The following is a 24,414-nucleotide window of genomic DNA, read 5'->3' on the forward strand; positions in this document are numbered from 1 at the left end:
TGTAGTGAGCGGGCTTGCCCCGCGCTGGGTGGCGAAGCCGCCCCAATAAAGGCACCGCCGAGTTCCAGATAAATCCAACTCGTCTGGTTTGGGGGGGCTTCGCCCCCCAGCGCGGGGCAAGCCCGCTCACTACAAATTGCGCATGCGTAGCCATCGCGGGCAAGCCCACACATTGGATCCGAGTTCCCCCTTAGTCTTTGCCGCTGATCGGCGTCTGCCCATCCCATCCACCGCCCAGTGCGGCGATCAGTTGCACACTGGCCACCAGGCGCGACTGCAACAGAGTCAACACGGTGCGCTCGTTACTCAAGGCCGTGGCTTGCACGGTGACCACGTCCAGGTAGCCGATCAGCCCGGCCTTGTACTGGTTCTGGGTCAGGCGCAAGGACTCACGGGCCGCCTCGAGCGCTTCATTGCTGACCACCGCCTCGTCCTCCAGCACCTTGAGCTGCACCATGTAGTTTTCCACTTCGCGGAAACCATCCAGTACGGTCTGGCGGTATTTGGCGACGGTCTCGTCATAGCTGGCCACGGTGCGGTCGACTTCGGCCGAACGCTGGCCGCCGTCGAACAGGGTCATGGCCAGCTTCGGTCCCACCGACCAGAAGCGGTTCGGCAGGCTGATCCAGTCCGAATAGGTGCTGCTGGAATAGCCCCCGGCCAGGCTCAGGCTCAGGTCCGGGTAATAAGCCGCCTTGGCCACGCCGATATTGGCGTTGGCGGCGATCACCGAGCGTTCGGCCGAGGCGATATCCGGACGACGTTCAAGCAGTTGCGACGGCAGGCTCAGCGGAATCTGCGGCAGCGCCGGGATGTCCTTGCTCACCGCCAGGTTGAAGTTGGCCGGCGCTTCGCCGATCAACACCGCAATCGCATTTTCCAGCTGGGCGCGTTGCCAGATCAGATCGATCAGGCTGGCCTGGGTGGTCTTGAGCTGGGTTTGCGCCTGGGCCACCGCGTCCTTGCCGGAGATCCCGGCGCGGTATTGGTTCTGGGTCATTTGCAGGGAGCGTTGATAGGTCTCCAGCGTGGCTTGCAGCAAGCGGGTCTGTTCGTCCATGACGCGCAACTGCAGGTAGCTTTGCACCAGCTCCGACTGTTGGCTCAGGCGCATCGCCGCCAGGTCCGCCGAGCTGGCTTCGGCACTCGCTTCATTGGCCTCCAGGCCACGGCGCAATTTGCCCCAGATGTCCGCCTCCCAGCTCACGCCCAACTGTGCGTTGAGGGTGTCGCGGATACCGCTGCTGGAACTGCTGAGGCTCGCGCTGCTGCTACCGGTGCCTTGGCTGGCGCGGGTCTTGCCGGCGCTCAGGTCGACGGTGGGGTAAAACGCGCCACGGGAACTGCGCACCAGCGCCCGGGCCTGGCGAAAACGCGCTTCAGCCTGGGCCACGGTCTGGTTGGAGGTGTTCAGGCGCTGTACCAGGTCGTTGAGCTGGCGGTCGCCATACAGCTCCCACCAGGCGCCACGGGCCAGTGAATCGCTGGGCGTGGCCTGGCGCCAGCCCTGGGCCTCCTTGAATTGCGCAGGTTCCACGACTTCCGGGCGCGTGTAGTCGGGGCCGATGACGCAGGCGCTGAGCAGCACACCGCAGAGCACCAGGCTCGCCAGGCGGCAACCACGGAACATGGCCAATCGGGCAAAGGTTGAATCGGTCATAGCGCAGTGTCCAGGGCAGCATCGGTACGCACGCCGCGCCAGGCATTGAAGCGATGGCGCGCGCGGTCGAGATAAAGGTAAACCACCGGAGTGGTGTAAAGAGTCAGGACCTGGCTGAACACCAGGCCGCCAATGATGGTGAGGCCCAGGGGACGACGCATTTCCGCGCCATCGCCGGTGCCCAGCAGCAAGGGCAAGGCGCCGAGAATGGCCGCCAGGGTGGTCATCAGGATCGGCCGCAAACGCAGCAGGCAGGCACTGCGAATCGACTCCAGCGGGCCCAGGCGGTCATTGCGCTCAAGCTGCAGAGCCAGGTCGATCATCAAGATCGCGTTTTTCTTGACCACGCCGATCAGCAGGAACAGGCCCAACAGGGAGATCAGGCTGAACTCGCCACCCGTGAGGTAAATCGCGAGCATCGCGCCCACTCCTGCCGACGGCAGGGTCGAGAGAATCGTCAACGGGTGAATATAGCTTTCATACAAGATGCCCAGCACCAGGTACACCGCCACCAGCGCGCCGAGGATCATGAAGGGCTGGCCTTTCTGCGTCGCCGCGAACGCGTCGGCAGTGCCGGCCATCTTGGCGATCACGTCTTCCGGCAGCCCGACCTTGGCGATCGCCCGCTCGATGGCCGCCGTGCCCTGCTCCACCGTCACGCCGGGTGCCATGTCGAAGGCAATGTTTTCCGAGGCGAACTGGCCTTCGTGGCTGACGCGGTCGTCCGCCAGGCTGTTCTCGTAATGAGCAATGGTCGACAGCGGCACGCGCGCGCCCGTGGAGGTGATCACCTGCATCTGGTTGAGGGTGATCGGGTCCTGGGCGTACCTGGGGTTGACCTCCATCACCACCTGATACTGGTTGAGGCTGTCATAGATAGTGGAAATCTGCCGCTGGCTGTAGGCGTTGTTGAGCACCGCCGTCACCATGTCCATGTCGATTCCCAGGCGCTTGGCCTGGTCGCGATCGACAATCAGCGTGACCTGCGCCGCGCCGCGCCCTTCGCGGGCGTCGATGGCGGTGAGCTCCGGCAGCTCGCGCATGGCGGCCACGACCTTCGGATACCACAGGCGCAGGGCCGCCAGGTCGCCGCTTTGCAGGATGTAGGAATACTGCGCACTGGTCTGGTCGCGGCTGCCGCCGAATTGCAGATCCTGGTCAGCCATCAGGAACAGACGCCCGCCCGGCACCGGCGGTACCTCCTTGCGCAGCCGCTCGATCACCGCCTGGGCGGAAATCCTGCGCTCGCTGATCGGTTTGAGGCGCACCAGCATCACCGCATTGTTGGTGCCGTTGTTGCCGCCAATAAAGCCGGCCACGCTGAGCACCGCCGGGTCCTTGAGCACCGCCTTGCGGAAGGTCTCCATCTTCGGCTGCATCACGCCGAACGACAGCCCGTCGTCACCGCGCACGAAACCGATCAACTGGCCGGTGTCCTGCTGCGGCATGAAGGTTTTCGGCACCACCACATACAACGCCACGTTGACCCCGATGGTCAGGAACAGGCTGAGCAGGGTCAGGCGACGATGGCTCAGCACCCAGTCCAGGCTGGTGGCGTAGCCGGCGACCATACGGTCGTTGACCTTCTGGCTCCAGCGCTGCAAACCGGTCATCCGGTCTTTGACGTGGGGCTTGAGCCAACGGGCGCAGAGCATCGGCGTCAGGGTCAGCGAGACAATCAGCGACACAATGATCGCCGCCGACAGGGTGATGGAAAACTCGCGGAACAGGTTGGTGACGATCCCGCCCATGAACAGGATCGACAGGAACACCGCCACCAGCGACACGTTCATCGACAGCAAGGTAAAACCGACTTCCTGGGCGCCCAGGTACGCCGCTTTCATCGGCGGCACGCCTTCGTCGATATGCCGCGAGATGTTCTCCAGCACCACGATGGCATCGTCCACCACCAGACCGGTGGCCAGGATCAACGCCATCAGCGAAAAATTGTTCAGCGAGAACCCATACAGGTACATCACCGCAAAGGTGCCCACCAGCGACACCGGCACGGCCAGGGTCGGGATCAGTGAAGCGCGGAAATTGCCCAGGAACAGGTACACCACCAGGATCACCAGCCCGACGGCGATCAGCAAGGTCATTTCGGCTTCGTGCAACGTGGCGGTGATCACCGGCGAGCGGTCCATGGCCAGGCTCAGCTTGACGCTGGACGGCAGCACCGCCTGCAACGCCGGCAACTGTGCCTTGATCTGCCGCACGGTCTCGATGATGTTGGCGCCGGACTGACGGTTGATCACCAACAGCACCGCCGGTTCGTTGTTGAAAAAGCCACTGTTGTAGCGGTCTTCCACACCGTCGCTGATTTTCGCCACATCCTTCAGACGCAAGGCGGCGCCGTTCTGGTAACGGATCAACAATGGCTCGTAGTCCTTGGCCTTCTCCAACTGGTCATTGGCCTGGATCTGCCAGTTGCGCTGGCTGTCTTCCAGGGAGCCCTTGGGCCGGCGCTGGTTGGCGTTGGCGATAGTGTTGCGCACGTCGTCGAGGGCCACACCGTACTGGTCGAGGGCCTTGGGCTCCAGCTCGATACGTACCGCTGGCAACGAACTGCCGCCGATCTGCACTTCGCCGACGCCCGGCACCTGGGACAGGCTTTGCGAGAGGATGGTCGACGCCAGGTCGTACAGCTGGCCCTTCTGTAGCACGTCCGAGGTCAACGACAGCACCATGATCGGCGCCTGGGACGGGTTGATCTTCTTGTAGGTCGGCATGCTGCGCATGCCGCTGGGCAGCAGGTTGCGCGAGGCATTGATGGCCGCCTGCACTTCCCGCGCCGCGCCGTTGATATCACGATCGGAGTCAAACGCCAGGATCACCCGGGTAGAGCCCTGGCTCGACGAACTGCTCATGGTGGTGATGCCGGCAATCGCGCCGAACGAGCGCTCCAGCGGCGTCGCCACGGTGGACGCCATTACCTCGGGGCTGGCGCCGGGCAGGCTGGCCGACACCACGATCACCGGGAAATCGATCTGCGGCAATGGCGACACTGGCAGCAGGTTGAAGCTGACACCGCCCAGCAGCATGATCGCCAGGCTCAGCAGCATGGTCGCTACCGGGCGCCGAATGAAAGGTCCGGACAGGTTCATGGCTCAACCGGCTCCAGGCTTTGCGGCTCTTTGCGCCAGCGTCGGCCGAGGCGGTCGAAGTACAGGTAGATCACCGGGGTGGTGAACAGCGTCAGTACCTGGCTCACCAGCAAACCGCCGACCATCACCAGGCCCAACGGTTGGCGCAACTCCGCACCGGAGCCGGTGGCCAACATCAGCGGCACCGCGCCGAACAGCGCCGCCAGGGTGGTCATCAGGATCGGCCGGAAGCGCAGCAGCGCCGCCTGGTAGATCGCGGTCTGCGGGTCGAGGCCCTGGTTGCGTTCGGCGTCGAGGGCGAAGTCGATCATCATGATCGCGTTCTTCTTGACGATCCCGATCAACAGGATAATGCCGATGATCGCGATCATGCCCAAGTCATTGCCGCTGAGCAGCAACGCCAGCAACGCCCCCACCGCCGCCGACGGCAAGGTCGAGAGAATGGTGATCGGGTGGATATAGCTCTCGTAGAGCACGCCGAGCACGATGTACATGGTGACCACAGCCGCCAGGATCAGCAGCAAGGTGCTCGACAGCGAAGCTTCGAACGCCTGGGCCGCACCCTGGAACTGGGTTTGCACGCCCACCGGCATGCCGATGTCCTTCTGGGTCTGGTTGATCAGTTCTACGCCTTTGCCCAGGGCAACGCCTGGCGCCAGGTTGAACGACATCATCACCGCCGGGAACTGGCCGATATGTGCGATCGCCAACTGGGCCTGGCGCTGTTCCACCTTGGCCAGGCTGGACAGGCGCACCTGGCCGCCGTCGGTGGTCTTCACGTGGATCTGATTCAATGCATCCGGGCCGAGGGTTTCGCCGGACTGGGCCTGCAGCACCACGCGGTACTGGCTGGCCTGGGTGTAGATGGTGGAAATCTGCCGCTGGCCGAAGGCGTCGTAGAGTGCGTCCGTAATGGTCGACACGCTGACCCCCAGGCGTGAAGCCGCATCGCGGTCGATCACCAGGTACACCTGCAGGCCCTTGTCCTGCAGGTCGCTGGCAACGTCGGTGAGCTCGGGCAACTGGCTCAACGCGTGGACCAGTTTTTCGCTCCACAGCGCCAGCAGCTCGGCGTCCGGCGAAGACATGCTGAACTGGTACTGGGTACGGCTCACGCGGTCTTCAATGGTGAGGTCCTGCACCGGCTGCATGAACAGGCGGATGCCCACCAACTTGTCGATTTCCGGCTGCAGGCGGGTGATCACCTGGGCGGCGCTCAAGTCGCGCTGGCCGTGGGGCTTGAGGTTGATCAGCAAGCGGCCGCTGTTGAGGGTGGCGTTATCGCCGTCCACGCCAATATACGAAGACAGGCTTTGCACCGCCGGGTCCGCCAGGATGATCTTGGCCAGTGCCTGCTGGCGCTGGCTCATGGCAGCGAATGAAATCGACTGCGGCGCTTCGGAAATCCCCTGGATCACGCCGGTGTCCTGCACAGGGAAAAATCCCTTGGGCACCACCAGGTACAGCACCACAGTCAGGCCCAGGGTGGCGATGGCCACCAGCAACGTGAGCGGTTGGTGCCTGAGCACCCACTGCAACAGGCTGCCGTAGCGCGCGATCAGCCAGTCGATCCAGGCGCCGCTGGCCTTGTAGAAGCGGCTTTGGTCCTCCTCCTTGGGTTCACGCTTGAGCAGCCGCGCGCACATCATCGGCGTCAGCGTCAGTGACACCACCAGGGAAATCAGGATCGCCACCGCCAGGGTGATCGCGAACTCACGGAACAGCCGCCCCACCACGTCGGCCATGAATAGCAGCGGGATCAACACGGCAATCAGCGACAGGGTCAGGGAAATCAGGGTGAAACCGATCTGCTTGGCGCCCTTGAGCGCGGCGGCCAGGGGCGTTTCGCCTTCTTCGATATAGCGCGAGATGTTTTCCAGCATCACGATGGCATCGTCCACCACAAACCCGGTGGCGATGGTCAAGGCCATCAGCGTCAGGTTGTTGATGGAGAACCCTGCCAGGTACATCACGCCAAAGGTGCCCACCAGGGACAGCGGCACGGCGATGGACGGAATGATCGTGGCGCTGAAACGGCGCAGGAACAGAAACGTCACCATCACCACCAGGGCAATGGCGATCAGCAATTCGTGCTGCACGTCGGTGACCGAGGCGCGGATGGTCTGGGTGCGGTCGGTGAGCACGGTCACGTCGAGGCCGGCCGGCAGGTTATCGGTGATGCTCGGCAGCAGCGCCTTGATGCGGTCGACCACCTCGATCACGTTGGCCCCAGGCTGGCGCTGGATGTTCAGCAGCACGGCCTGGTTTTCATTGGCCCAGGCGGCGAGGCGCTCGTTTTCGGCGCCGTCGACGATCTGGGCCACGTCCTTGAGGCGCAGCGGCGCGCCGTTGTTGTAGGCCAGGATCAGCTCGGCGTATTGCGCGGGCGAGACCAACTGATCGTTGGCGTCGAGCATCGACACCCGCGTGGGGCCGTCGAAGTTGCCTTTGGGCTGGTTGACGTTGGACGCGGCGATCAGGGTGCGCACATCCGACAGGTTCAGCCCGTTGGCCGCCAGGGCCTCGGGGTTGACCTTGATGCGCACGGCCTGGCGCTGGCCACCGGCGATGCTGACCATGCCGACGCCGCTGATCTGCGCGATTTTCTGCGCCATGCGCGTGTCGACCAGGTCATTGAGCTTGGGCAGCAGCATGGTCTTGGAGGTGATGGCCAGGGTCAGCACCGGGGTGTCCGCCGGGTTGACCTTGTTGTACACCGGCGGCGCCGGCAAATCCTTGGGCAGCAGGTTGGTGGCGGCGTTGATCGCGGCCTGCACCTGTTGCTCGGCAACGTCCATATTGATGTCGAGGTTGAAGCGCAGGGTCAGTACCGACGCACCGCCGGAACTGGTGGACGCCATTTGTGTAAGGCCGGGCATTTGCCCGAACTGGCGCTCGAGCGGCGCGGTGACTGCGCTGGTCATCACGTCCGGGCTGGCGCCGGGGTACAGGGTCATCACCCGGATCGTCGGGTAATCCACCTGGGGCAAGGCCGATACCGGCAACAGGCGGTACGAAATGATGCCGGCCAAGACAATGGCCAGCATGCTTAGCGTGGTGGCGACCGGACGGAGGATGAACAGACGCGACAGGTTCATGAACCGACCTTTTGCGCCTTGCCGACGGTGGTGCCGGTCTCCCCTTTCGCGGCGGGCTTGCCTTGCAGGTGCTCGGTCGGCGTGGTCGGTACTTCGCTGCTGTCATTGACCACTTCGATCTCGCTGCCGTCTTTCAACCGGTCGGTGCCTTCCAGCACCACGCGGTCGCCCGCCTTGAGGCCCTGTTTGATCACGGTGTTCTCGCCGTCGGTGTCACCGACCACCAGCGGCTGCACCTTGACCTTCTTGTCACCATCAAGCACGTAGACAAAGGTACCGGCGTTGCCGAACTGGATCGCCGCCGAAGGCGCCAGCACCACGTTGTGCAGCGTATCGGCGAGCAGGTGCACGTTGACGAACTGATTGGGGAACAGTGCCTGGTCCTTGTTATCGAAGCGCGCCTTGAATTTGAGGGTGCCGGTGGTCACGTCGATCTGGTTGTCCAGGCTTTGCAGCACGCCGGCTGCCGTTTGCTTGACGTCGCCACGGTCCCAGGCTTCCACGGGCAGCTTGTTGCCGGCGTGGTAGCGGGCCAGTACGGTTTCCAGGGTGTTTTCCGGCAGGGTGAAAACCACGCTGATCGGTTGGGTCTGGGTGATCACAGCGAGGAACGTGGTGTCGTTGGCCGCCACCAGGTTGCCGACATCGACCTGGCGCAGGCCGACGCGGCCACTGATCGGCGCGCGTATCCTGGTGAATTCCAGGTTGAGCTTGGCATCGTCCACCGCGCCCTGATTGGTCTTGACCGTGCCCTGGTATTGCATGACCAGCGCTTCGGCGGTGTCCAGGGTCTGCTTGGCGATGCTGTCCTGGGCGTACAGGTCGCGATAACGCTGCACGTCGACCTGGGCGTTTTTCAACTGGGCCTGGTTCTGCATCAGCGTGCCCTGGGCCTGGAGCAAGGCATTCTGATAGCTGCGCGGGTCGATCTCGGCCAGCAGGTCGCCAGCCTTGACCATCTGCCCTTCTTCAAAGGCGATTTTCACCAACTCGCCGCCCACCCGGCTGCGCACATTGATGGTGTTCAGTGCAGTCACCGTGCCCAACGCCTTGTAGTACACCGGGAACTCGCCCAGCACCACAGGCGCCACGCGCACGGGCACCGGGCCGGTGGCGCCGCCAAAACCGGGGCGCGCCATGCCGGTCTTGCTCGCATGGCCGGCCGGCGCGTCTTTGTGGGCGGCACCGCTGGGCCAGAATTTCCAGCACAGGCCGGCGATGACCAGCAGCACGAGCAGGCCGAACAACCAGCGGCGGGAGTGGCGGGGGGAGGATTGCATGGAGTGATCAACCATTGGGCGCGAGCGCTTCTACTTTGGGAGGCTGAAAGATAAGCACTGGGGCGCATTAAGAAAAGCGCCTTTACCGGCTATTTACCTTGGGCTTACAACTTTTAACGGATGAGCTTAGTCCATCGCCTATTTCGCTAAGCGCCTGAAGCACAAATGAAAACGGCCTGGACTAGGCCAGGCCGCAATCATGCATCAAGCGTGTTACCGCACAACCGCAGTAACGTACCGAAACAGTTACTTCAGAACAGACAGGGCGGCTTCGTAGTTTGGTTCCTGGCCGATTTCACTGACCAGTTCGCTGTGCAGCACCTTGTCATTTTCGTCCAGCACCACGACCGCACGCGCCGTCAGGCCTTGCAGCGGGCCATCAGCGATGGAAACGCCGTAATCGACCGCGAAGTCGGCGTTGCGGAAGTCCGACAGGTTCTTCACGTTGTCCAGCCCTTCGGAGCCGCAGAAACGTGCCTGGGCGAACGGCAGGTCGGAGGAGATGCATAGCACCACGGTGTTTTCCACATCGTTGGCCTGCGCATTGAACTTGCGTACCGAAGTGGCGCAGGTCGGCGTGTCGACGCTTGGGAAGATATTCAGCACTTTGCGCTTGCCGGCGAAAGTGGCGAGGGTCGCGTTCGACAGATCGCCGGCGGTCAGGGTGAAGTCAGCAGCCTGGGCGCCGACTTGCGGCAATTGGCCTTCAACCTGGACCGGGTTGCCTTTGAGGGTGACTTGAGCCATGAACAGAATCCTTATGCTGGTTTTGGTTAAACGAATTCGAGAGGTCGAAGTTAACCACAAAGCGCGGTGGCTACCTACCGCCAGCGATAAATTGTCATGACCGGTTATGGTTTAATTGCGCGCCTTTTGTCCCCTTCCCCCCCAAGGAACTCGTTCTGAATGAATCAGCCCGCCACCAAAGTCCTGGTCATTGGTTATGTCTGGCCGGAGCCGCGCTCATCAGCCGCAGGCGGGCACATGATGCAGATTCTTGAGAGTTTTCTTACGCAAGGTTGGGACATCACCTTCAGCAGCCCGGCGACCATCGGCGAGCACAAGGCCGATCTGCCTGCGCTGGGCATTACCGAATGCGCCATCGAGCTCAATAACAGCAGTTTCGATGATTTTATCCGCGAACTGGCCCCGGACATCGTGCTGTTCGACCGCTTCATGATGGAGGAACAGTTCGGCTGGCGCGTAGAAAAACACTGCCCCAACGCCCTGCGCGTGCTGGAAACATCCGATCTGCAAAGCTTGCGCGACGCCCGTCATCAACGTCTCAAGGATCACCTGAAGGCGCACCCCGACAGCGACGATTTCACTGCGCTGTTTTCCCCGGCGCTGCCCGCAGAATTCAAGCTGATGGCCGACACCGACCTGGCCAAGCGCGAAATCGCGGCGATTTACCGTTGCGATATCAGCCTGATGATCTCCGACGTGGAAATTCGCTTGCTCACCGAGCAATTCAAGGTGCCCGCCGCCCTGCTCCACTGGTGCCCGCTGATGCTCGAACCGCCGGCCGAGGCGTTCGCGCCGTTTGAACACCGCGCGCACTTCCTCAGCATCGGCAACTTCCGCCACGCACCCAACTGGGATGCGGTGCTCTGGATGAAAAACTGCCTGTGGCCGTTGATTCGCCAGCAACTGCCGGGCGCCCAATTGCACGTCTACGGCGCCTACACCCCGCCCAAGGCCACCGCGTTGCATAACCCGACCCAAGGTTTTCATGTGATGAACTGGGCCGAAGATGCGTTGCAGGTGATGACCGCCGCGCGTATCTGCCTGGCGCCCCTGCGTTTCGGCGCTGGCATCAAGGGCAAGCTGGCGGATGCGATGCTCTGTGGCACGCCGAATATCACCACGCCGATCGGCGCCGAAGCCATGGGCGATGGGCAACCGTGGCCAGGCATGATCGAACACAGCGCACCGGCCCTGGCCGCCGCCGCCGTGGCGCTTTATCAGGACCGCGAGCGCTGGACCGAGGCCCAGGAAAACGGGCGTCAACTGTTGACCCGCCGCTATGACCGGAATATCCATGGCCCCGCGCTGGTAGCCTGCCTGGAACAGTGCCGCAGCAATCTTGATGCCCACCGCCGCGACAACTTCACCGGCAGCATGCTGCGCCACCACGCCCATAAAAGTACGCAGTACATGTCCCAGTGGATCGAGGCGAAAAACCGCAGCCTATAGACACCAGCGCTGGCGAGGGCGCGCGCGACGGGGCATTATCCCACGCAGCAACCACAATAAAGCGACGGCAGCATGACCCGAGCAACGCGCATCACCGACCCTTCCTACGAGCTGATGGACGATCACAACGGTCTGTCCATCATCTATCGCCAGCACGGTTTCCCCTGCCCGCTGGTGCGCTGGCACTTTCACAAGGAATACGAGTTGCACCTGATCGTCGCCAGCTCGGGCAAGGTGTTTATCGGTGACTACATCGGCAACTTCTACCCGGAAAGCTTGTTCCTCACCGGCCCCAACCTGCCCCACAACTGGATCAGCCAGGTGGAGGAAGACGAGGTGGTGCCCAAGCGCGACATGCTGGTGAACTTCACTGATGACCTGCTGGAGAGCGGCAGCCACATCTTCACCGAACTCAAGACCCTGGCGCCGATGCTGGACCGGGCGCAGTACGGTATCGAGTTTCGCTGCAAACACACGATTGCCCAAGCGATGACCTTGATGCAACGCATCGAGGATACCCGGGGCATGGCGCGCCTCGGGCACTTCTTTATCTTGCTGGAAGTGCTGAGCGCCTGTGAGGACTATCAGCTGTTGTCCGGGGTGAACACGCCACAGGTGGCGGACGAACACAGCATCGACCGCACCAACCGCGCGGTGGACTACATTTTTGCGCATTACGCACGCGAGCTGCCGCTGGAAGAAGTGGCTGACTACCTGGGCATGAAGCCCACGTACTTTTCGCGGGTGTTCAAGCAGGCCACGGGGCGCACCTTTATCGAGTTCGTCAATCGGCTGCGGATCAGCAAATCCTGCGAGTTGCTGGCCGATGGCGACAAGGCTGTGACGGATGTGTGCTTTGAGTCAGGGTTCAACAATATTTCCAACTTCAACCGACGCTTTCAGCAGCTTAAAGGCATGACCCCTTCCCACTATCGACGGCTGGCGGTGCAGCGGCTGACCGAGCAGAACCTGGCGTAATGGTGTTCGTACCACGCAGAGTCTGGAGCGAACACGCGCCAAGAGTGCAAAAAAGTATCAGTCCCAGTGCGCCCAAGGATTTGTCACCGTGGCGTTTGGAGGCTGTAATCAACGCACACTCTTCCTGACTCCCTGTAGGAAGACACAACAACAATAACTGTCCTTTCGTAGCCTCTGGGCGCGGAAATGGAGTGCGCGATGAAGTTCACAGCAAAAGCTCTGCTTGTCTCTACCTGCATGATGACCTGCATGACCCTCAGCGCCGTAAGCCTCGGCGCGCAAACCCTGACCATTGCCACCGTCAATAACAGCGACATGATCCGCATGCAAAAGCTCTCGAAAACCTTCGAGGCCGAGCATCCGGAGATCAAGCTGAACTGGGTGGTACTGGAAGAAAACGTGCTGCGCCAACGCCTGACCACCGACATCGCCACCCAGGGCGGACAGTTCGACGTGCTGACCATCGGCATGTACGAAGCTGCACTGTGGGGCGCCAAGGGTTGGCTGGAGCCGATGAAGGATCTGCCGGCGTCCTACGACCTCGACGATGTATTCCCTTCAGTACGTGACGGCCTGTCCGTCAAAGGCTCGCTGTATGCCCTACCGTTCTATGCCGAAAGCTCGATCACTTATTACCGCACCGACCTGTTCAAGAATGCCGGGCTGAGCATGCCCGAGCATCCGACCTGGAGCCAGATCGGCGAATTCGCGGCCAAACTCACCGACAAGAGCAAGGAGCAATACGGCCTGTGCCTGCGCGGTAAAGCGGGTTGGGGCGAGAACATGGCGCTGATCACCACCCTGGCCAACGGCTATGGCGCGCGCTGGTTCGATGAGAAGTGGCAGCCGGAATTCAACGGCCCTGAATGGAAGGACGCGCTGAACTTCTACGTGGACAACATGAAGAAATCCGGCCCGCCGGGGGCGTCCAGCAATGGTTTCAACGAAAACCTGGCGCTGTTCAACAGTGGCAAGTGCGCGATCTGGGTGGATGCCAGCGTGGCCGGTTCGTTTGTCACCGACAAGACCCAGAGCAAGGTGGCTGAACACGTCGGCTTTACCTTCGCCCCGCACGAGAAGACCGACAAGGGCACCTCGTGGCTGTACTCCTGGAGCCTGGCGATCCCGACCAGTTCCAAGGCCAAGGACGCCGCCAAGGTGTTCACCAGTTGGGCGACTTCCAAGGAATACGGCGCATTGGTGGCCAAGACGGACGGCGTCGCCAACGTACCGCCAGGCACGCGCAAGTCGACCTACAGCGACGAGTACATGAAGGCCGCGCCGTTCGCCAAGGTGACCCTGGAATCGCTGAAAGTGGCGGACCCGACCCAACCGACGCTCAAGCCGGTGCCGTATATCGGTATCCAGTTGGTGACCATTCCTGAATTCCAGGCGATCGGGACCCAGGTCGGCAAGTTCTTCTCGGGTGCGCTGACCGGACAGCAAACGGTGGATGCGGCATTGACGGCTGCGCAGACCACTACCGAGCGGGAAATGAAGCGGGCGGGTTATCCCAAGTAAGGTCGCATCCGCCCTTTTTAATATGGGAATCGGTTTATGTGGGAGCCGGGCTTGCCCGCGATAGCCGTCTGTCAGTTGATGAATCTGTTTGCTGACACACCGCTATCGCAGGCAAGCCAGCTCCCACATTGACCGCACTCCGACGCTTGCTCTGCACTGGCCTTGAATACCATGAATACAACACCCAAAAACCGCCTGGCCAACCCCGGCTGGTTCCTCGTCAGCCCCTCGGTGGCCTTGCTGCTGCTGTGGATGATCGTGCCGCTGGGCATGACCCTGTACTTTTCGCTGATCCGCTACAACCTGCTCTACCCTGGTGAAAACCAGTTCGTGGGGCTGGAGAACTTCACCTACTTCGTCACCGACTCGGGTTTCCTGCCCGGTGCCACCAACACCCTATTGCTGGTGGGCAGCGTGCTGTTGATCAGCGTGGTCTTCGGCGTGCTGATCAGTGCGTTGCTGGAGGCCAGCGAGTTCTTTGGCCGCGGTCTGGTGCGGGTTTTATTGATTTCACCGTTCTTCATCATGCCCACCGTCGGTGCGCTGATCTGGAAGAACCTGATTTTCCACCCGGTGTCGGGAATTCTCGCCGCCGTGTGGAAATTCTTCGGCGCCGAACCGGTGGACTGGCTGGCGCACTACCCGCTGCTGTCGATCATCATCATCGTGTCGTGGCAATGGCTGCCCTTCGCGATCCTGCTGCTGATGACCGCGATGCAGTCCCTCGACCAGGAACAAAAGGAAGCCGCGCGCCTGGACGGTGCCGGCGCCATCGCGATCTTCTGGCACCTGACCCTGCCCCACCTGGCCCGCCCGATTGCCGTGGTGGTGATGATTGAGACGATTTTCCTGCTCTCGGTGTTCGCCGAAATCTTCACCACCACCAATGGCGGCCCCGGCTACGCCTCGACCAACCTCGCCTACCTGATCTACAACCAGGCGCTGGTGCAGTTCGACGTGGGCATGGCCTCGGCCGGCGGCTTGATTGCCGTGGTCATCGCCAATATCGCGGCGATCATCCTGGTGCGGATGATCGGCAAAAACCTGACTGACAAGCCTTGAGGGCCGCGCCATGACGCTTCAACAATCCCGCCGCCTGCAAAGCCTGTTGCTCGGCACGTTGGCCTGGGCCATCGCGATCCTGATCTTCTTTCCGATCTTCTGGATGGTGCTGACCAGCTTCAAGACCGAAATCGACGCGTTCGCCACGCCGCCGCAGTTCATCTTCACGCCGACGCTGGAGAACTACCTGCACATCAACGAGCGCAGCAACTACTTCAGCTATGCGTGGAACTCGGTACTGATTTCCTTCAGCGCCACGGCGCTTTGCCTGCTGATTTCGGTGCCGGCCGCCTACTCCATGGCGTTCTACGAAACCCAGCGCACCAAGGGCACGTTGCTGTGGATGCTGTCGACCAAGATGCTGCCGCCGGTGGGCGTGCTGATGCCGATCTACCTGCTGGCCAAGAGCTTCGGCCTGCTGGATACGCGCATTGCGCTGATCATCATCTACACCCTGATCAACCTGCCGATCGTGGTCTGGATGGTTTACACCTACTTCAAGGACATTCCCAAGGACATCCTCGAAGCCGCGCGCCTGGATGGCGCGACCCTGTGGCAGGAAATGGTCCGCGTGTTGCTGCCGATCGCCAAGGGCGGCCTGGCTTCCACCGTGCTGTTGTCGCTGATCCTGTGCTGGAACGAGGCGTTCTGGTCGCTGAACCTGACCTCGTCCAGCGCCGCGCCGCTGACGGCGCTGATCGCCTCCTACTCCAGCCCCGAAGGCTTGTTCTGGGCCAAATTGTCCGCCGTGTCGACCCTGGCCTGCGCGCCGATCCTGATTTTTGGCTGGATCAGCCAGAAACAGCTGGTGCGCGGTTTGTCCTTCGGCGCCGTGAAATAACGGCTTCTTATAAAAATTGTGTAAGCGGAGGCCCATCATGGCCAACCTGAAAATCAAGAATCTGCAAAAAGGCTTCGAAGGCTTTTCCATCATCAAGGGCATTGACCTGGAAGTGAACGACAAGGAATTCGTGGTGTTCGTCGGCCCGTCGGGCTGCGGTAAATCCACCCTGCTGCGCCTGATCGCCGGCCTTGAAGAGGTCAGCGAAGGCACCATCGAACTGGACGGCCGCGACATCACCGAAGTGACGCCGGCCAAGCGCGACCTGGCGATGGTGTTCCAGACCTACGCGCTGTACCCGCACATGAGCGTGCGCAAGAACATGTCGTTTGCCCTGGACCTGGCCGGCGTCGACAAGAAAGTCGTCGAGAGCAAAGTCAACGAAGCGGCGCGCATCCTTGAGCTGGGCCCGTTGCTGGAGCGCAAGCCCAAGCAGCTTTCCGGTGGCCAGCGCCAACGCGTGGCGATCGGCCGCGCCATCGTGCGTAACCCGAAAATCTTCCTGTTCGACGAACCGCTGTCCAACCTCGACGCCGCATTGCGTGTGCAGATGCGCCTGGAACTGGCACGCCTGCATAAAGAGCTGCAGGCGACCATGATCTATGTAACCCACGACCAGGTGGAAGCCATGACCCTGGCCGACAAGGTGGTGGTACTCAACAGCGGTCGTATCGAGCAAGTCGGCTCGCCCCTGGAGCTGTACCACCAACCGGCCAACCTGTTCGTGGCGGGCTTTCTCGGTACGCCGAAGATGGGTTTCCTCAAGGGCAAGGTCACGCGGATCGAAGGCCAGGGCTGTGACGTGCAGCTCGACGCCGGGACTCTGATCAGCCTGCCGCTCAGCGGGCCGACCCTGAGCGTGGGCAGCGCAGTGACCCTGGGTATTCGTCCTGAGCACCTGGAAATCGCCACGCCGGGCCAGACCACGCTGACCGTTACCGCCGACGTCGGCGAGCGCCTGGGCAGCGACACGTTCTGCCACGTCATCACTGCCAACGGCGAGCCGCTGACCATGCGGATTCGCGGCGACATGGCCAGCCAATACGGCGAGACGCTGCACCTGCACCTGGACCCGGCGCACTGCCACCTGTTCGACACCGACGGTGTAGCCGTGGTTCGCCCACTGCGCGCCGCCGCCTGATTTCGCGAGTATTACGCTATGAAGCTGAATAAACAGAACCTCACCCAGTTGGCATCCCAGGTGAAACTGCCCACCTACGCGATTGCCAGCACATCCCAGGGCATTGCGCACATCGGCGTCGGCGGTTTCCACCGCGCGCACCAGGCGTATTACACCGACGCATTGATGAACCTGGGCGAGGGCCTGGACTGGAGCATCTGCGGCGTCGGCCTGCGCGCCGAGGACCGCAAGGCCCGCGACGACCTGGCCGGCCAGGATTATCTGTTCACCCTGTACGAATTGGGCGATACCGACGACACCGAAGTCCGTGTGATCGGCGCGATCAGCGACATGCTGCTGGCCGAAGACGGCGCCCAGGCGCTGATCGACAAATTGGCCAGCCCCGAGATTCGCATCGTCTCGCTGACCATCACCGAAGGCGGCTACTGCATCGACGACAGCAACGGTGAGTTCATGGCTCATCTGCCGCAGATCCAGCATGACCTGGCGCACCCCACAGCGCCAAAGACCGTGTTCGGCTTTATCTGCGCTGCGCTCACCAAACGCCGCGCCGCCGGCACCCCGGCATTTACCGTAATGTCCTGCGATAACCTGCCACACAACGGCGCCGTGACGCGCAAGGCGCTGCTGGCCTTCGCCGCCCTGCACAACGCTGAGTTGCATGACTGGATCAAGGCCAACGTAAGCTTCCCCAACGCCATGGTCGACCGCATCACCCCCATGACCAGCACCGCCCACCGCCTGCAATTGCATGATGAGCACGGCATCGACGACGCCTGGCCGGTGGTGTGCGAACCCTTCGTGCAATGGGTGCTGGAAGACAAATTCGTCAACGGTCGCCCGGCCTGGGAAAAGGTCGGCGTGCAGTTCACCGATGACGTCACGCCCTATGAAGAAATGAAGATCGGCCTGCTCAACGGCAGCCATCTGGCGCTGACCTACCTGGGCTTTTTAAAGGGCTATCGGTTCGTGCACGAGACCATGAACGACCCGGTCTTTGTCGCCTACATGCGCGCCTATATGGACCTGGACGTCACGCCAAACCTGGCGCCGGTGCCGGGCATCGACCTGACGGACTACAAACAGACCCTGGTGGATCGCTTTTCCAACCAGGCGATTGCCGATCAGTTGGAAAGGGTATGTTCGGATGGCTCGTCGAAGTTTCCCAAGTTCACCGTGCCGACGATCAACCGGTTGATTGCAGATGGCCGCGAGACTGAACGCGCCGCACTGGTTGTCGCAGCCTGGGCTCTGTATTTGAAGGGCGTGGACGAGAACGGCGTGAGCTACAAGATTCCCGACCCGCGTGCTGAGTTTTGCCAGGAGCTGGTGAGCGATGACGCGCTGATCAGCAAACGCCTGTTGGGGGTGGAAGAGATTTTTGGTACGGCTATTCCCAACTCGCCTGGGTTTGTGGCAGCGTTCGAGCGGTGTTTTGTGAGTTTGCGCGATAAGGGCGTTACCGAAACCCTGCAACACCTGCTGACGAAACCGAATTAAAATGTGGGAGCGGGCTTGCTCGCGAAAGCGGTGTGTCAGAGAAGGATATATTGACTGGCCCACCGCATTCGCGAGCAAGCCCGCTCCCACAGTTTGATAGGGTTCACACTCCAATAACAATACTGCTGAGCACCGTATAATGACCCAGCAAAACCTGTTCCTCGGCATCGACTGCGGCACCCAAGGCACCAAGGCCATCGTCCTCGACGCCTCCAGCGGCAAGGTGCTGGGCCTGGGCGCCGCGGCGCACACCCTGATCAGCGGCGCCAATGGCCGTCGCGAGCAGCACACCCAGGAATGGCTTGACGCGTTTACCCAAGCTTCCCACCGCGCCCTGCAACAGGCCGGCGTGGATGGCCAGGACATCCTCGGCATCGGCGTTTCCGGCCAGCAACATGGTTTGGTGCTGCTCGATGACCAGGGCCAGGTATTGCGCCCGGCCAAACTGTGGTGCGACACCGAGACGACGCCGGAAAACGACCGCCTGCTTCACCACCTGGGCGGCGAGACCGGCTCCCTGGAACGCCTCGGCGTGGCGATTGCACCGGGCTATACCGTGTCAAAGCTGCTCTGGACCCGCGAGCAGCACCCTGAGATTTTCGCGCGCATCGCGCATATCCTGCTGCCCCACGACTACCTCAACTACTGGCTTACCGGCCGTGCGGTCGCGGAATACGGCGATGCGTCGGGCACCGGCTATTTCAACGTGCGCAGCCGCCAATGGGATGTGGCACTGCTGCGGCACATCGATCCGAGCGGTCGCCTGGAACAGGCCTTGCCGCCATTGATCGAGGCCGATCAGGCCGTCGGCACCGTCCTGCCGGCCATCGCCGAGCGCCTGGGCATCAACCCCAAGGCCATCGTCTCCAGTGGCGGTGGCGACAACATGATGGGCGCCATCGGCACCGGTAACATCGCCCCAGGCGTGATCACCATGAGCCTGGGCTCGTCGGGCACCGTGTATGCCTTCGCCGACCAGCCCAGTGTGAGCCCACAGGCGTCGGTCGCGACCTTCTGCTCGTCGAGCGGCGGTTGGTTGCCGTTGATCTGCACCATGAACCTGACCAACGCCACCGGGGTGATCCGCGAGCTGTTCGAGCTCGACCTAGCCGGCTTCAACGCGTTGGTCGAGCAGGCGCCCATCGGGGCCGACGGCGTGAGCATGCTGCCGTTCCTCAACGGCGAACGGGTGCCCGCCCTGCCCCACGCCACCGGCAGCCTGCACGGCCTGACCATGACCAACCTGACCCGCGCCAACCTGTGCCGCGCGGTGGTCGAGGGCACCACCTTCGGCCTGCGTTATGGCCTGGACCTGCTGCGCCAGACCGGCCTGCAAAGCCACAGCATCCGCTTGATCGGCGGCGGCTCGAAAAGCCCGGTGTGGCGGCAGATGGTCGCCGATATCATGAACACCGAAGTGATCTGCACCGAACAAAGCGAAGCCGCCGCCCTGGGCGCGGCGATCCAGGCGGCGTGGTGCCAGTCCGGCGAAAGCCTGGCCAGCCTGTGCGACAAATGCGTGAGCGTCGACCCGGCCAGCCGTACCCTGCCGGTGGCGACCAGCGTCAGCGCTTATCAGCAGGCTTACGAGCGCTATCAACAGTTAGTGGCAACCCTTTAAGAGCGAACGACTATGTATCTGGTGTGTGGTGAAGCGCTGTTCGATTTTTTCAGCGAGGAAGACGCCAGCGGGCAGGCTTCCAGGGTGAATTACAAGGCGATTGCCGGCGGTTCGCCGTTCAATGTCGCCGTAGGGTTGCGCCGCCTGGGCATCGAGGCCGCGCTGCTGGGTGGCGTGTCCACCGATTTCCTGGGCCGCCGATTGTTGCAGGTGCTCAAGGATGAAGGCGTCAGCGAGCGGTTCCTGGTGGAATTCGCCGCACCGACCACCTTGTCGATGGTCGCGGTGGGCGCTGATGGTTCGCCGCAGTACAACTTTCGCGGCGAAGGCTGTGCCGATCGACTTTTGGAGACTGCCCATCTGCCCGCGCTGGGCGATGACATTCGTGGCCTGCATGTCGGCTCGTTTTCCCTGGTGGTGCAGCCGATTGGCGACACCCTGCTGAGCCTGGTCAAGCGCGAAAGCGGCAAGCGCCTGATCAGCCTCGACCCCAACGTGCGGCTCAACCCGCAGCCGGATATCCAGCTGTGGCGTGACCGCGTCGCCGAGCTGGTCAAGCATGCCGACCTGATCAAGGTCAGCGATGAAGACCTGCACCTGCTCTACCCCGACCAGTCGCCGGAAAGCGTGCTGCAGGGTTGGCTGCAACACCGCTGCCAACTGGTGTTCCTGACCCGTGGCGGCGATGGCGCCAGCGTATTCAGCCGCCAACATGGCAACTGGTCCGCACCGGCAGTCGAGGTGGTGATGGCCGACACAGTCGGCGCCGGGGACACCTTCCAGGCCGCGCTGATTGCCTGGCTGACCGAACAACAATTGGATTCGGTAAAGGGCCTGCAACAGCTCACCCGCGAGCAGATCGACGCCATGCTCGGCTTTGCGATTCGCGCGGCTGCCTTGACCTGCACCAAGACCGGGCCTGACCTGCCGTACCGCCAGCAGCTCTGATGGTCTTGCAAGCATGTAGGAAATTTCCCAGAAACCTCTATTTAATCAATAGTTAAGGTGAGGAGGTGACAGTGGGCTCGACCGCATTTCTTTAGCCATCGGCTGAAGGTGCGGCCACCGGTTCATCACGTCGATGAACCGGACCACTGACGGAGAATCCTCATGAATCCGCACCGCGTACTCCTGCTCGGCTGCACTCTGGCGTTCACTACTGCAGCGGTAACGGCGCAGGCTGAAACAAAGCCCGTGCCGTACCACTACGGCATGCCCATGGACATCCAGAAGGTGATTTCCATGACCGAACCCCAGACCCGAGACTGCAAAGTCATCGAGGCCCAGATCAAATTCGTGGACAAGGCCGGTGAGGTGCAACAGGTCAGCTATAAAAAGTTATCCGAGGCTTGCCTGTTCCAGAACTGAACCGTCCAACGCCGCGCTGTTGCTGGCCATTGGCGTGATGTTCTATCGCGCACGCCATGCGCCGCCGTCCGCTACCCGACGCGCCATGACTGGGGGTTTCATCGTCGGATGCCTGATATTGGCGGTATTGGGGTTCGGTGAATGGATAAACGGCAATGCCGGGCCCGGCATTCTGCTGGCGATGGCAACGGAAACCGTATTGGGCCTGGCGTTCATCCAGGCCCACAGGTCTTCGGTCACTCAAACCCAGGCGTCTATCTAGTAGAAGCCTCGCCCTCCCGCTCTTTTCAGGGTGGGTACATGGGCCTGCTTGAGGTCTTCACGCAACCCGGTAATCAGGTTGCAAATGGCTCGACTGCTGTCGAGTTTGTCCGCGTTGATGCCTTTGACTTCCAAATCCACACGGTCACGGTCGCGGTCGTCGTAGACCTTGATCGTCAGCGAAGCATCTTCGGCTTTGGTGCATTCGCACCGTTTGGGCAGGAAACTTCCTTCAATAATACTGCGTAGTTCCAGTTCCGAAAGCATGGTCAACCTCTCCTTTATTGAGACTGCCAACAGATTGTTGTGATTATGGCGAGTGCTCGCCCGCCGCGCCTTGCCAACCCTGGCAGACGCTTACAACACCCAAGCCTACTCGGCAAAACCGGACCTTGTAGTAACTTTTCCTCATAAGCCGCGCGCTGGGTTATATAAGTTAAACAGCGTAGGTTTAATCATCGTCGAACAGCTGCGATTAAACGTTTAACCCTGGACTTCGAATTAAACGACACATTGCGCAGCCACGCGTTCTGCAACATATCGCAAACTATCAAAGTTGATATTCGCCCCGGAATTGATCGCCACCAGGGTCTGCCCGAGCAGACTGTGACTGGCCACGTACTTGCAGATACCCGCCACCGCCAATGCGCCGGAAGGCTCGGTGATGGAGCGTGTATCGTCATAAATTAGCTTGATGGCGCTGCACAGTTCGTCATTGCTGACGGTGATCACCTCATCCACCCAGTCCCGGCAGATCTCAAACCCGTAGGCGCCGACTTGCGCCACCGCCGTGCCGTCGGCAAACCCGTCGACGCTGGGCAGCACCACCCGTTCACCGGCCCGCAGCGCCGCCAGCAGGCAACTGGAACCTTGCGGTTCGACGCCGATGATGCGCACCTCGGGCCGCAGGTATTTGACGTACGCGGCCACGCCGGCGATCAGGCCACCTCCGCCCACCGGCACGAAGATCGCGTCCAGCGGGCCCTGCTGCTGGCGCAGGATTTCCATGGCGACGGTGCCTTGGCCGGCGATCACCTGCGGGTCGTCGAAGGGCGAGACGAAGGTGCACCCCGACGACTCGGCCAATTGCAGCGCGTGGGCCAGGGCGAACGGAAAACTCTCTCCGTGCAGCACCGCTTCAGCACCACGGGAACGTACGCCCAATACCTTCAATTCCGGCGTGGTGCCGGGCATGACGATTCGCGCGCGGATCCCCAGCTCCCGCGCCGCCAGCGCCACACCCTGGGCATGATTGCCCGCCGACGCGGTGACCACTCCCCGCGCCTTTTGCGCGTCGCTCAACTGCACCAGCTTGTTGTAGGCGCCACGGATTTTGAAGGAGAACGTCGGCTGCAGGTCTTCGCGCTTGAGCAGCACCTGGTTGCCCAGTAACGCCGACAAGGCGGGGGCAGCCTGCAAGGGCGTGCGCACCGCCAGGTCGTACACCGGGGCGGCGAGGATTTGTTTCACATACCGTTCAAGCAGCCCAGGGTCGGCGAGGTGGGGCGCGGTACAGGTGCTCATGGGTGTCTCCTGGCTTTTTGGCGAAAACCCGGAAGACGGAAAAAACAAAACCCGCCTCCAGGGCGGGTTTGGGTGCAGCCGTGTGCTATCCCGCCAAGTGAGGAATGGCGGTAATAATGCTCTGCTGGCTGCGCAAGGTTTGAGAGGTCATGCCGCGAAACTAACCGGCGGCGGCCGGCCGAGTCAATGATCGAATGCCATTTAGCGGCTGGGGCTTTACGACGAACATACGAAACATATACGCTTTGTATATTCAAACCGCACAGTGAACAGTATGGGCATCGTCAAGATCACCGACCAACTGCACGAACAACTGCGCCTGGCCAGCGCCGCGATGGACCGCTCCATCAACGCCCAGGCCGAGTTCTGGATCAAGATCGGCCTGCTCGCCGAACTCAATCCTCACCTGCCCTACAACGAGCTGATCAACAAGCTGTTGCTGGACAAGCCCGACCTGATCCGGGGGCGCGGTTGATGATCAAGACCGCCGCACAACTTGCCGTGATGCGCGAATCCGGGCGCCTGCTGGCCAAGGTCTTCGACATGCTCGACGGTTTTGTCGGCGCCGGCCGCTCCACCCTGGAGCTGGACGCCGCCGTCGAAGCCTACATCCGCGACGACCTCAAGGCCCGTCCGGCGAGCCTGGGCCAGTATGACTACCCTTTCTCCATCAACACTTCGATCAACGAGGTGGTGTGCCATGGCATGCCCAGCGCCAAGGAGATGCTCAGGGACGGCGACATCGTGAATATCGACATCACCCTGGAAAAAGGCGGCTTCATTGCCGATTCCAGCAAAATGTACATGATCGGCACCGTCGCCCCCAAAGCCCGGCGCCTGGTCGAGATGACCTTCGAAGCGATGTGGGCCGGCATCCGCCAGGTCAAGCCCGGCGCCCGCCTGGGCGATATCGGCCATGCGATCCAAAGCCATGCGCAAGCCAACGGCTACAGCGTGGTGCGCGAGTACTGCGGCCATGGCATTGGCCGGCAAATGCATGAAGAACCGCAAGTGCTGCACGTCGGCCGCCCCGGCACCGGGCTGGAACTGCGCGAAGGCATGGTGTTCACCATCGAGCCAATGCTCAACCAGGGCAGCTCCAAGGTGCGCAGCCTGAAGGATGGCTGGACCGTGGTGACCAAGGACAACAGCCTGTCGGCGCAGTGGGAGCACACCGTGGCGGTGACCGCGGAGGGCTTTGAAGTGCTGACGTTGCAAACCGTCTCCTGAGCAGCGCAGGTTCAATGTGGGAGCGGGCT

19 protein-coding genes and 1 pseudogene are annotated in these 24,414 nt (G+C 61.9%); 13 read left to right on the top strand and 7 right to left on the bottom strand.

The genetic code is table 11. From position 1 onward, the window contains the following. Positions 1-190 precede the first annotated feature (190 nt). The 5 genes from H0Z09_RS15720 to tpx all read right to left on the bottom strand — a co-directional run bounded on the left by H0Z09_RS15720 (position 191) and on the right by tpx (position 9,889). A complete protein-coding gene (locus tag H0Z09_RS15720; protein ID WP_186691361.1) occupies positions 191-1,660 on the bottom strand; it encodes an efflux transporter outer membrane subunit in 1,470 nt (489 codons plus the stop codon). Then, positions 1,657-4,764 (bottom strand): efflux RND transporter permease subunit, encoded by a 3,108-nt coding sequence (locus H0Z09_RS15725; protein WP_186691362.1) that lies wholly within the window; start codon positions 4,762-4,764, stop codon positions 1,657-1,659. Before H0Z09_RS15725 ends, H0Z09_RS15720 begins: the two co-directional genes overlap by 4 nt. Further along, entirely contained in the window at positions 4,761-7,862 is a 3,102-nt protein-coding gene (locus H0Z09_RS15730; protein ID WP_186691363.1) for an MdtB/MuxB family multidrug efflux RND transporter permease subunit, read from the bottom strand. The genes H0Z09_RS15725 and H0Z09_RS15730 overlap by 4 nt, the downstream gene beginning before the upstream one ends. Next, positions 7,859-9,157 (bottom strand): MdtA/MuxA family multidrug efflux RND transporter periplasmic adaptor subunit, encoded by a 1,299-nt coding sequence (locus H0Z09_RS15735; protein ID WP_186691364.1) that lies wholly within the window; start codon positions 9,155-9,157, stop codon positions 7,859-7,861. The genes H0Z09_RS15730 and H0Z09_RS15735 overlap by 4 nt, the downstream gene beginning before the upstream one ends. A gap of 231 nt (positions 9,158-9,388) precedes the next feature. Next, positions 9,389-9,889 (bottom strand): thiol peroxidase, encoded by a 501-nt coding sequence (gene tpx, locus H0Z09_RS15740; protein ID WP_186691365.1) that lies wholly within the window; start codon positions 9,887-9,889, stop codon positions 9,389-9,391. Positions 9,890-10,048: 159 nt separating this feature from the next. Here tpx and H0Z09_RS15745 point away from each other — a divergent pair, with 159 nt between their 5' ends. The 11 genes and pseudogenes from H0Z09_RS15745 to H0Z09_RS15795 all read left to right on the top strand — a co-directional run. Further along, positions 10,049-11,338 carry a glycosyltransferase gene (locus H0Z09_RS15745; protein WP_186691366.1) on the top strand — a complete coding sequence of 430 codons (1,290 nt, stop codon included), beginning with the start codon at positions 10,049-10,051 and terminating at the stop codon, positions 11,336-11,338. 72 nt (positions 11,339-11,410) lie between these two features. Then, a complete protein-coding gene (locus H0Z09_RS15750; protein ID WP_186691367.1) occupies positions 11,411-12,316 on the top strand; it encodes an AraC family transcriptional regulator in 906 nt (301 codons plus the stop codon). A gap of 198 nt (positions 12,317-12,514) precedes the next feature. Beyond that, positions 12,515-13,837 carry a sugar ABC transporter substrate-binding protein gene (locus tag H0Z09_RS15755; RefSeq protein ID WP_186691368.1) on the top strand — a complete coding sequence of 441 codons (1,323 nt, stop codon included), beginning with the start codon at positions 12,515-12,517 and terminating at the stop codon, positions 13,835-13,837. A gap of 171 nt (positions 13,838-14,008) precedes the next feature. Continuing rightward, positions 14,009-14,899 carry a sugar ABC transporter permease gene (locus H0Z09_RS15760; RefSeq protein WP_065952553.1) on the top strand — a complete coding sequence of 297 codons (891 nt, stop codon included), beginning with the start codon at positions 14,009-14,011 and terminating at the stop codon, positions 14,897-14,899. Positions 14,900-14,909: 10 nt separating this feature from the next. Then, positions 14,910-15,740: a carbohydrate ABC transporter permease gene (locus H0Z09_RS15765; RefSeq protein ID WP_010210759.1), complete on the top strand. Its 831-nt coding sequence runs from the start codon at positions 14,910-14,912 to the stop codon at positions 15,738-15,740. A 37-nt stretch (positions 15,741-15,777) separates the two neighbouring features. Then, a complete protein-coding gene (ugpC, locus tag H0Z09_RS15770; RefSeq protein ID WP_186691369.1) occupies positions 15,778-16,881 on the top strand; it encodes a sn-glycerol-3-phosphate ABC transporter ATP-binding protein UgpC in 1,104 nt (367 codons plus the stop codon). 18 nt (positions 16,882-16,899) lie between these two features. Further along, positions 16,900-18,381: a mannitol dehydrogenase family protein gene (locus H0Z09_RS15775; protein ID WP_186691370.1), complete on the top strand. Its 1,482-nt coding sequence runs from the start codon at positions 16,900-16,902 to the stop codon at positions 18,379-18,381. A gap of 139 nt (positions 18,382-18,520) precedes the next feature. After that, the gene (xylB, locus tag H0Z09_RS15780; protein ID WP_186691371.1) at positions 18,521-20,002 is read left to right on the top strand and encodes a xylulokinase; all 1,482 of its coding nucleotides are present in this window, start codon (positions 18,521-18,523) and stop codon (positions 20,000-20,002) included. A gap of 12 nt (positions 20,003-20,014) precedes the next feature. Continuing rightward, the gene (locus tag H0Z09_RS15785) at positions 20,015-20,950 is read left to right on the top strand and encodes a carbohydrate kinase (protein ID WP_186691372.1); all 936 of its coding nucleotides are present in this window, start codon (positions 20,015-20,017) and stop codon (positions 20,948-20,950) included. Positions 20,951-21,112: 162 nt separating this feature from the next. Further along, positions 21,113-21,370, top strand: a complete 258-nt coding sequence (locus H0Z09_RS15790) for a DUF2790 domain-containing protein (protein WP_186691373.1) — start codon at positions 21,113-21,115, stop codon at positions 21,368-21,370. A 7-nt stretch (positions 21,371-21,377) separates the two neighbouring features. Beyond that, positions 21,378-21,632: pseudogene (locus tag H0Z09_RS15795) on the top strand (hypothetical protein); the annotation flags it as partial. Here the strand turns inward: H0Z09_RS15795 and H0Z09_RS15800 are convergent. Together H0Z09_RS15800 and ilvA are read right to left on the bottom strand one after the other, a co-directional pair. After that, the gene (locus H0Z09_RS15800) at positions 21,629-21,898 is read right to left on the bottom strand and encodes a DUF1652 domain-containing protein (RefSeq protein WP_076952390.1); all 270 of its coding nucleotides are present in this window, start codon (positions 21,896-21,898) and stop codon (positions 21,629-21,631) included. The pseudogene H0Z09_RS15795 and the gene H0Z09_RS15800 sit on opposite strands and share 4 nt — an antisense overlap. A gap of 234 nt (positions 21,899-22,132) precedes the next feature. Beyond that, positions 22,133-23,155, bottom strand: coding sequence for a threonine ammonia-lyase, biosynthetic (ilvA, locus tag H0Z09_RS15805; RefSeq protein WP_186691374.1), 1,023 nt, complete (start codon positions 23,153-23,155; stop codon positions 22,133-22,135). 274 nt (positions 23,156-23,429) lie between these two features. Between ilvA and H0Z09_RS15810 the strand changes: the two genes are divergently transcribed. Together H0Z09_RS15810 and map are read left to right on the top strand one after the other, a co-directional pair. Next, positions 23,430-23,630 carry a ParD-like family protein gene (locus H0Z09_RS15810; protein WP_017135045.1) on the top strand — a complete coding sequence of 67 codons (201 nt, stop codon included), beginning with the start codon at positions 23,430-23,432 and terminating at the stop codon, positions 23,628-23,630. Next, on the top strand, positions 23,630-24,385 hold the full coding sequence (gene map, locus H0Z09_RS15815) for a type I methionyl aminopeptidase (RefSeq protein WP_186691375.1): 756 nt from the start codon (positions 23,630-23,632) through the stop codon (positions 24,383-24,385). The genes H0Z09_RS15810 and map overlap by 1 nt, the downstream gene beginning before the upstream one ends. The last annotated feature ends 29 nt before the right edge of the window (positions 24,386-24,414 follow it).

Source organism: Pseudomonas sp. SWRI18, from assembly GCF_014268345.1.
In the GTDB taxonomy this organism is placed as follows: domain Bacteria; phylum Pseudomonadota; class Gammaproteobacteria; order Pseudomonadales; family Pseudomonadaceae; genus Aquipseudomonas; species Aquipseudomonas cedrina.

What these genes read in the sequence shown, in the direction of transcription:
- H0Z09_RS15760 (WP_065952553.1), top strand. Translation starts at nt 14,009, where the DNA reads ATGAATACAACACCCAAAAACCGCCTGGCCAACCCCGGCTGGTTCCTC.
- H0Z09_RS15725 (WP_186691362.1), bottom strand. Translation starts at nt 4,764, where the DNA reads ATGAACCTGTCCGGACCTTTCATTCGGCGCCCGGTAGCGACCATGCTG.
- H0Z09_RS15765 (WP_010210759.1), top strand. Translation starts at nt 14,910, where the DNA reads ATGACGCTTCAACAATCCCGCCGCCTGCAAAGCCTGTTGCTCGGCACG.
- H0Z09_RS15785 (WP_186691372.1), top strand. Translation starts at nt 20,015, where the DNA reads ATGTATCTGGTGTGTGGTGAAGCGCTGTTCGATTTTTTCAGCGAGGAA.
- H0Z09_RS15730 (WP_186691363.1), bottom strand. Translation starts at nt 7,862, where the DNA reads ATGAACCTGTCGCGTCTGTTCATCCTCCGTCCGGTCGCCACCACGCTA.
- H0Z09_RS15750 (WP_186691367.1), top strand. Translation starts at nt 11,411, where the DNA reads ATGACCCGAGCAACGCGCATCACCGACCCTTCCTACGAGCTGATGGAC.
- H0Z09_RS15790 (WP_186691373.1), top strand. Translation starts at nt 21,113, where the DNA reads ATGAATCCGCACCGCGTACTCCTGCTCGGCTGCACTCTGGCGTTCACT.
- xylB (WP_186691371.1), top strand. Translation starts at nt 18,521, where the DNA reads ATGACCCAGCAAAACCTGTTCCTCGGCATCGACTGCGGCACCCAAGGC.
- tpx (WP_186691365.1), bottom strand. Translation starts at nt 9,889, where the DNA reads ATGGCTCAAGTCACCCTCAAAGGCAACCCGGTCCAGGTTGAAGGCCAA.
- map (WP_186691375.1), top strand. Translation starts at nt 23,630, where the DNA reads ATGATCAAGACCGCCGCACAACTTGCCGTGATGCGCGAATCCGGGCGC.
- ugpC (WP_186691369.1), top strand. Translation starts at nt 15,778, where the DNA reads ATGGCCAACCTGAAAATCAAGAATCTGCAAAAAGGCTTCGAAGGCTTT.
- H0Z09_RS15735 (WP_186691364.1), bottom strand. Translation starts at nt 9,157, where the DNA reads ATGGTTGATCACTCCATGCAATCCTCCCCCCGCCACTCCCGCCGCTGG.
- H0Z09_RS15810 (WP_017135045.1), top strand. Translation starts at nt 23,430, where the DNA reads ATGGGCATCGTCAAGATCACCGACCAACTGCACGAACAACTGCGCCTG.
- H0Z09_RS15775 (WP_186691370.1), top strand. Translation starts at nt 16,900, where the DNA reads ATGAAGCTGAATAAACAGAACCTCACCCAGTTGGCATCCCAGGTGAAA.
- H0Z09_RS15755 (WP_186691368.1), top strand. Translation starts at nt 12,515, where the DNA reads ATGAAGTTCACAGCAAAAGCTCTGCTTGTCTCTACCTGCATGATGACC.
- ilvA (WP_186691374.1), bottom strand. Translation starts at nt 23,155, where the DNA reads ATGAGCACCTGTACCGCGCCCCACCTCGCCGACCCTGGGCTGCTTGAA.
- H0Z09_RS15745 (WP_186691366.1), top strand. Translation starts at nt 10,049, where the DNA reads ATGAATCAGCCCGCCACCAAAGTCCTGGTCATTGGTTATGTCTGGCCG.
- H0Z09_RS15720 (WP_186691361.1), bottom strand. Translation starts at nt 1,660, where the DNA reads ATGACCGATTCAACCTTTGCCCGATTGGCCATGTTCCGTGGTTGCCGC.
- H0Z09_RS15800 (WP_076952390.1), bottom strand. Translation starts at nt 21,898, where the DNA reads ATGCTTTCGGAACTGGAACTACGCAGTATTATTGAAGGAAGTTTCCTG.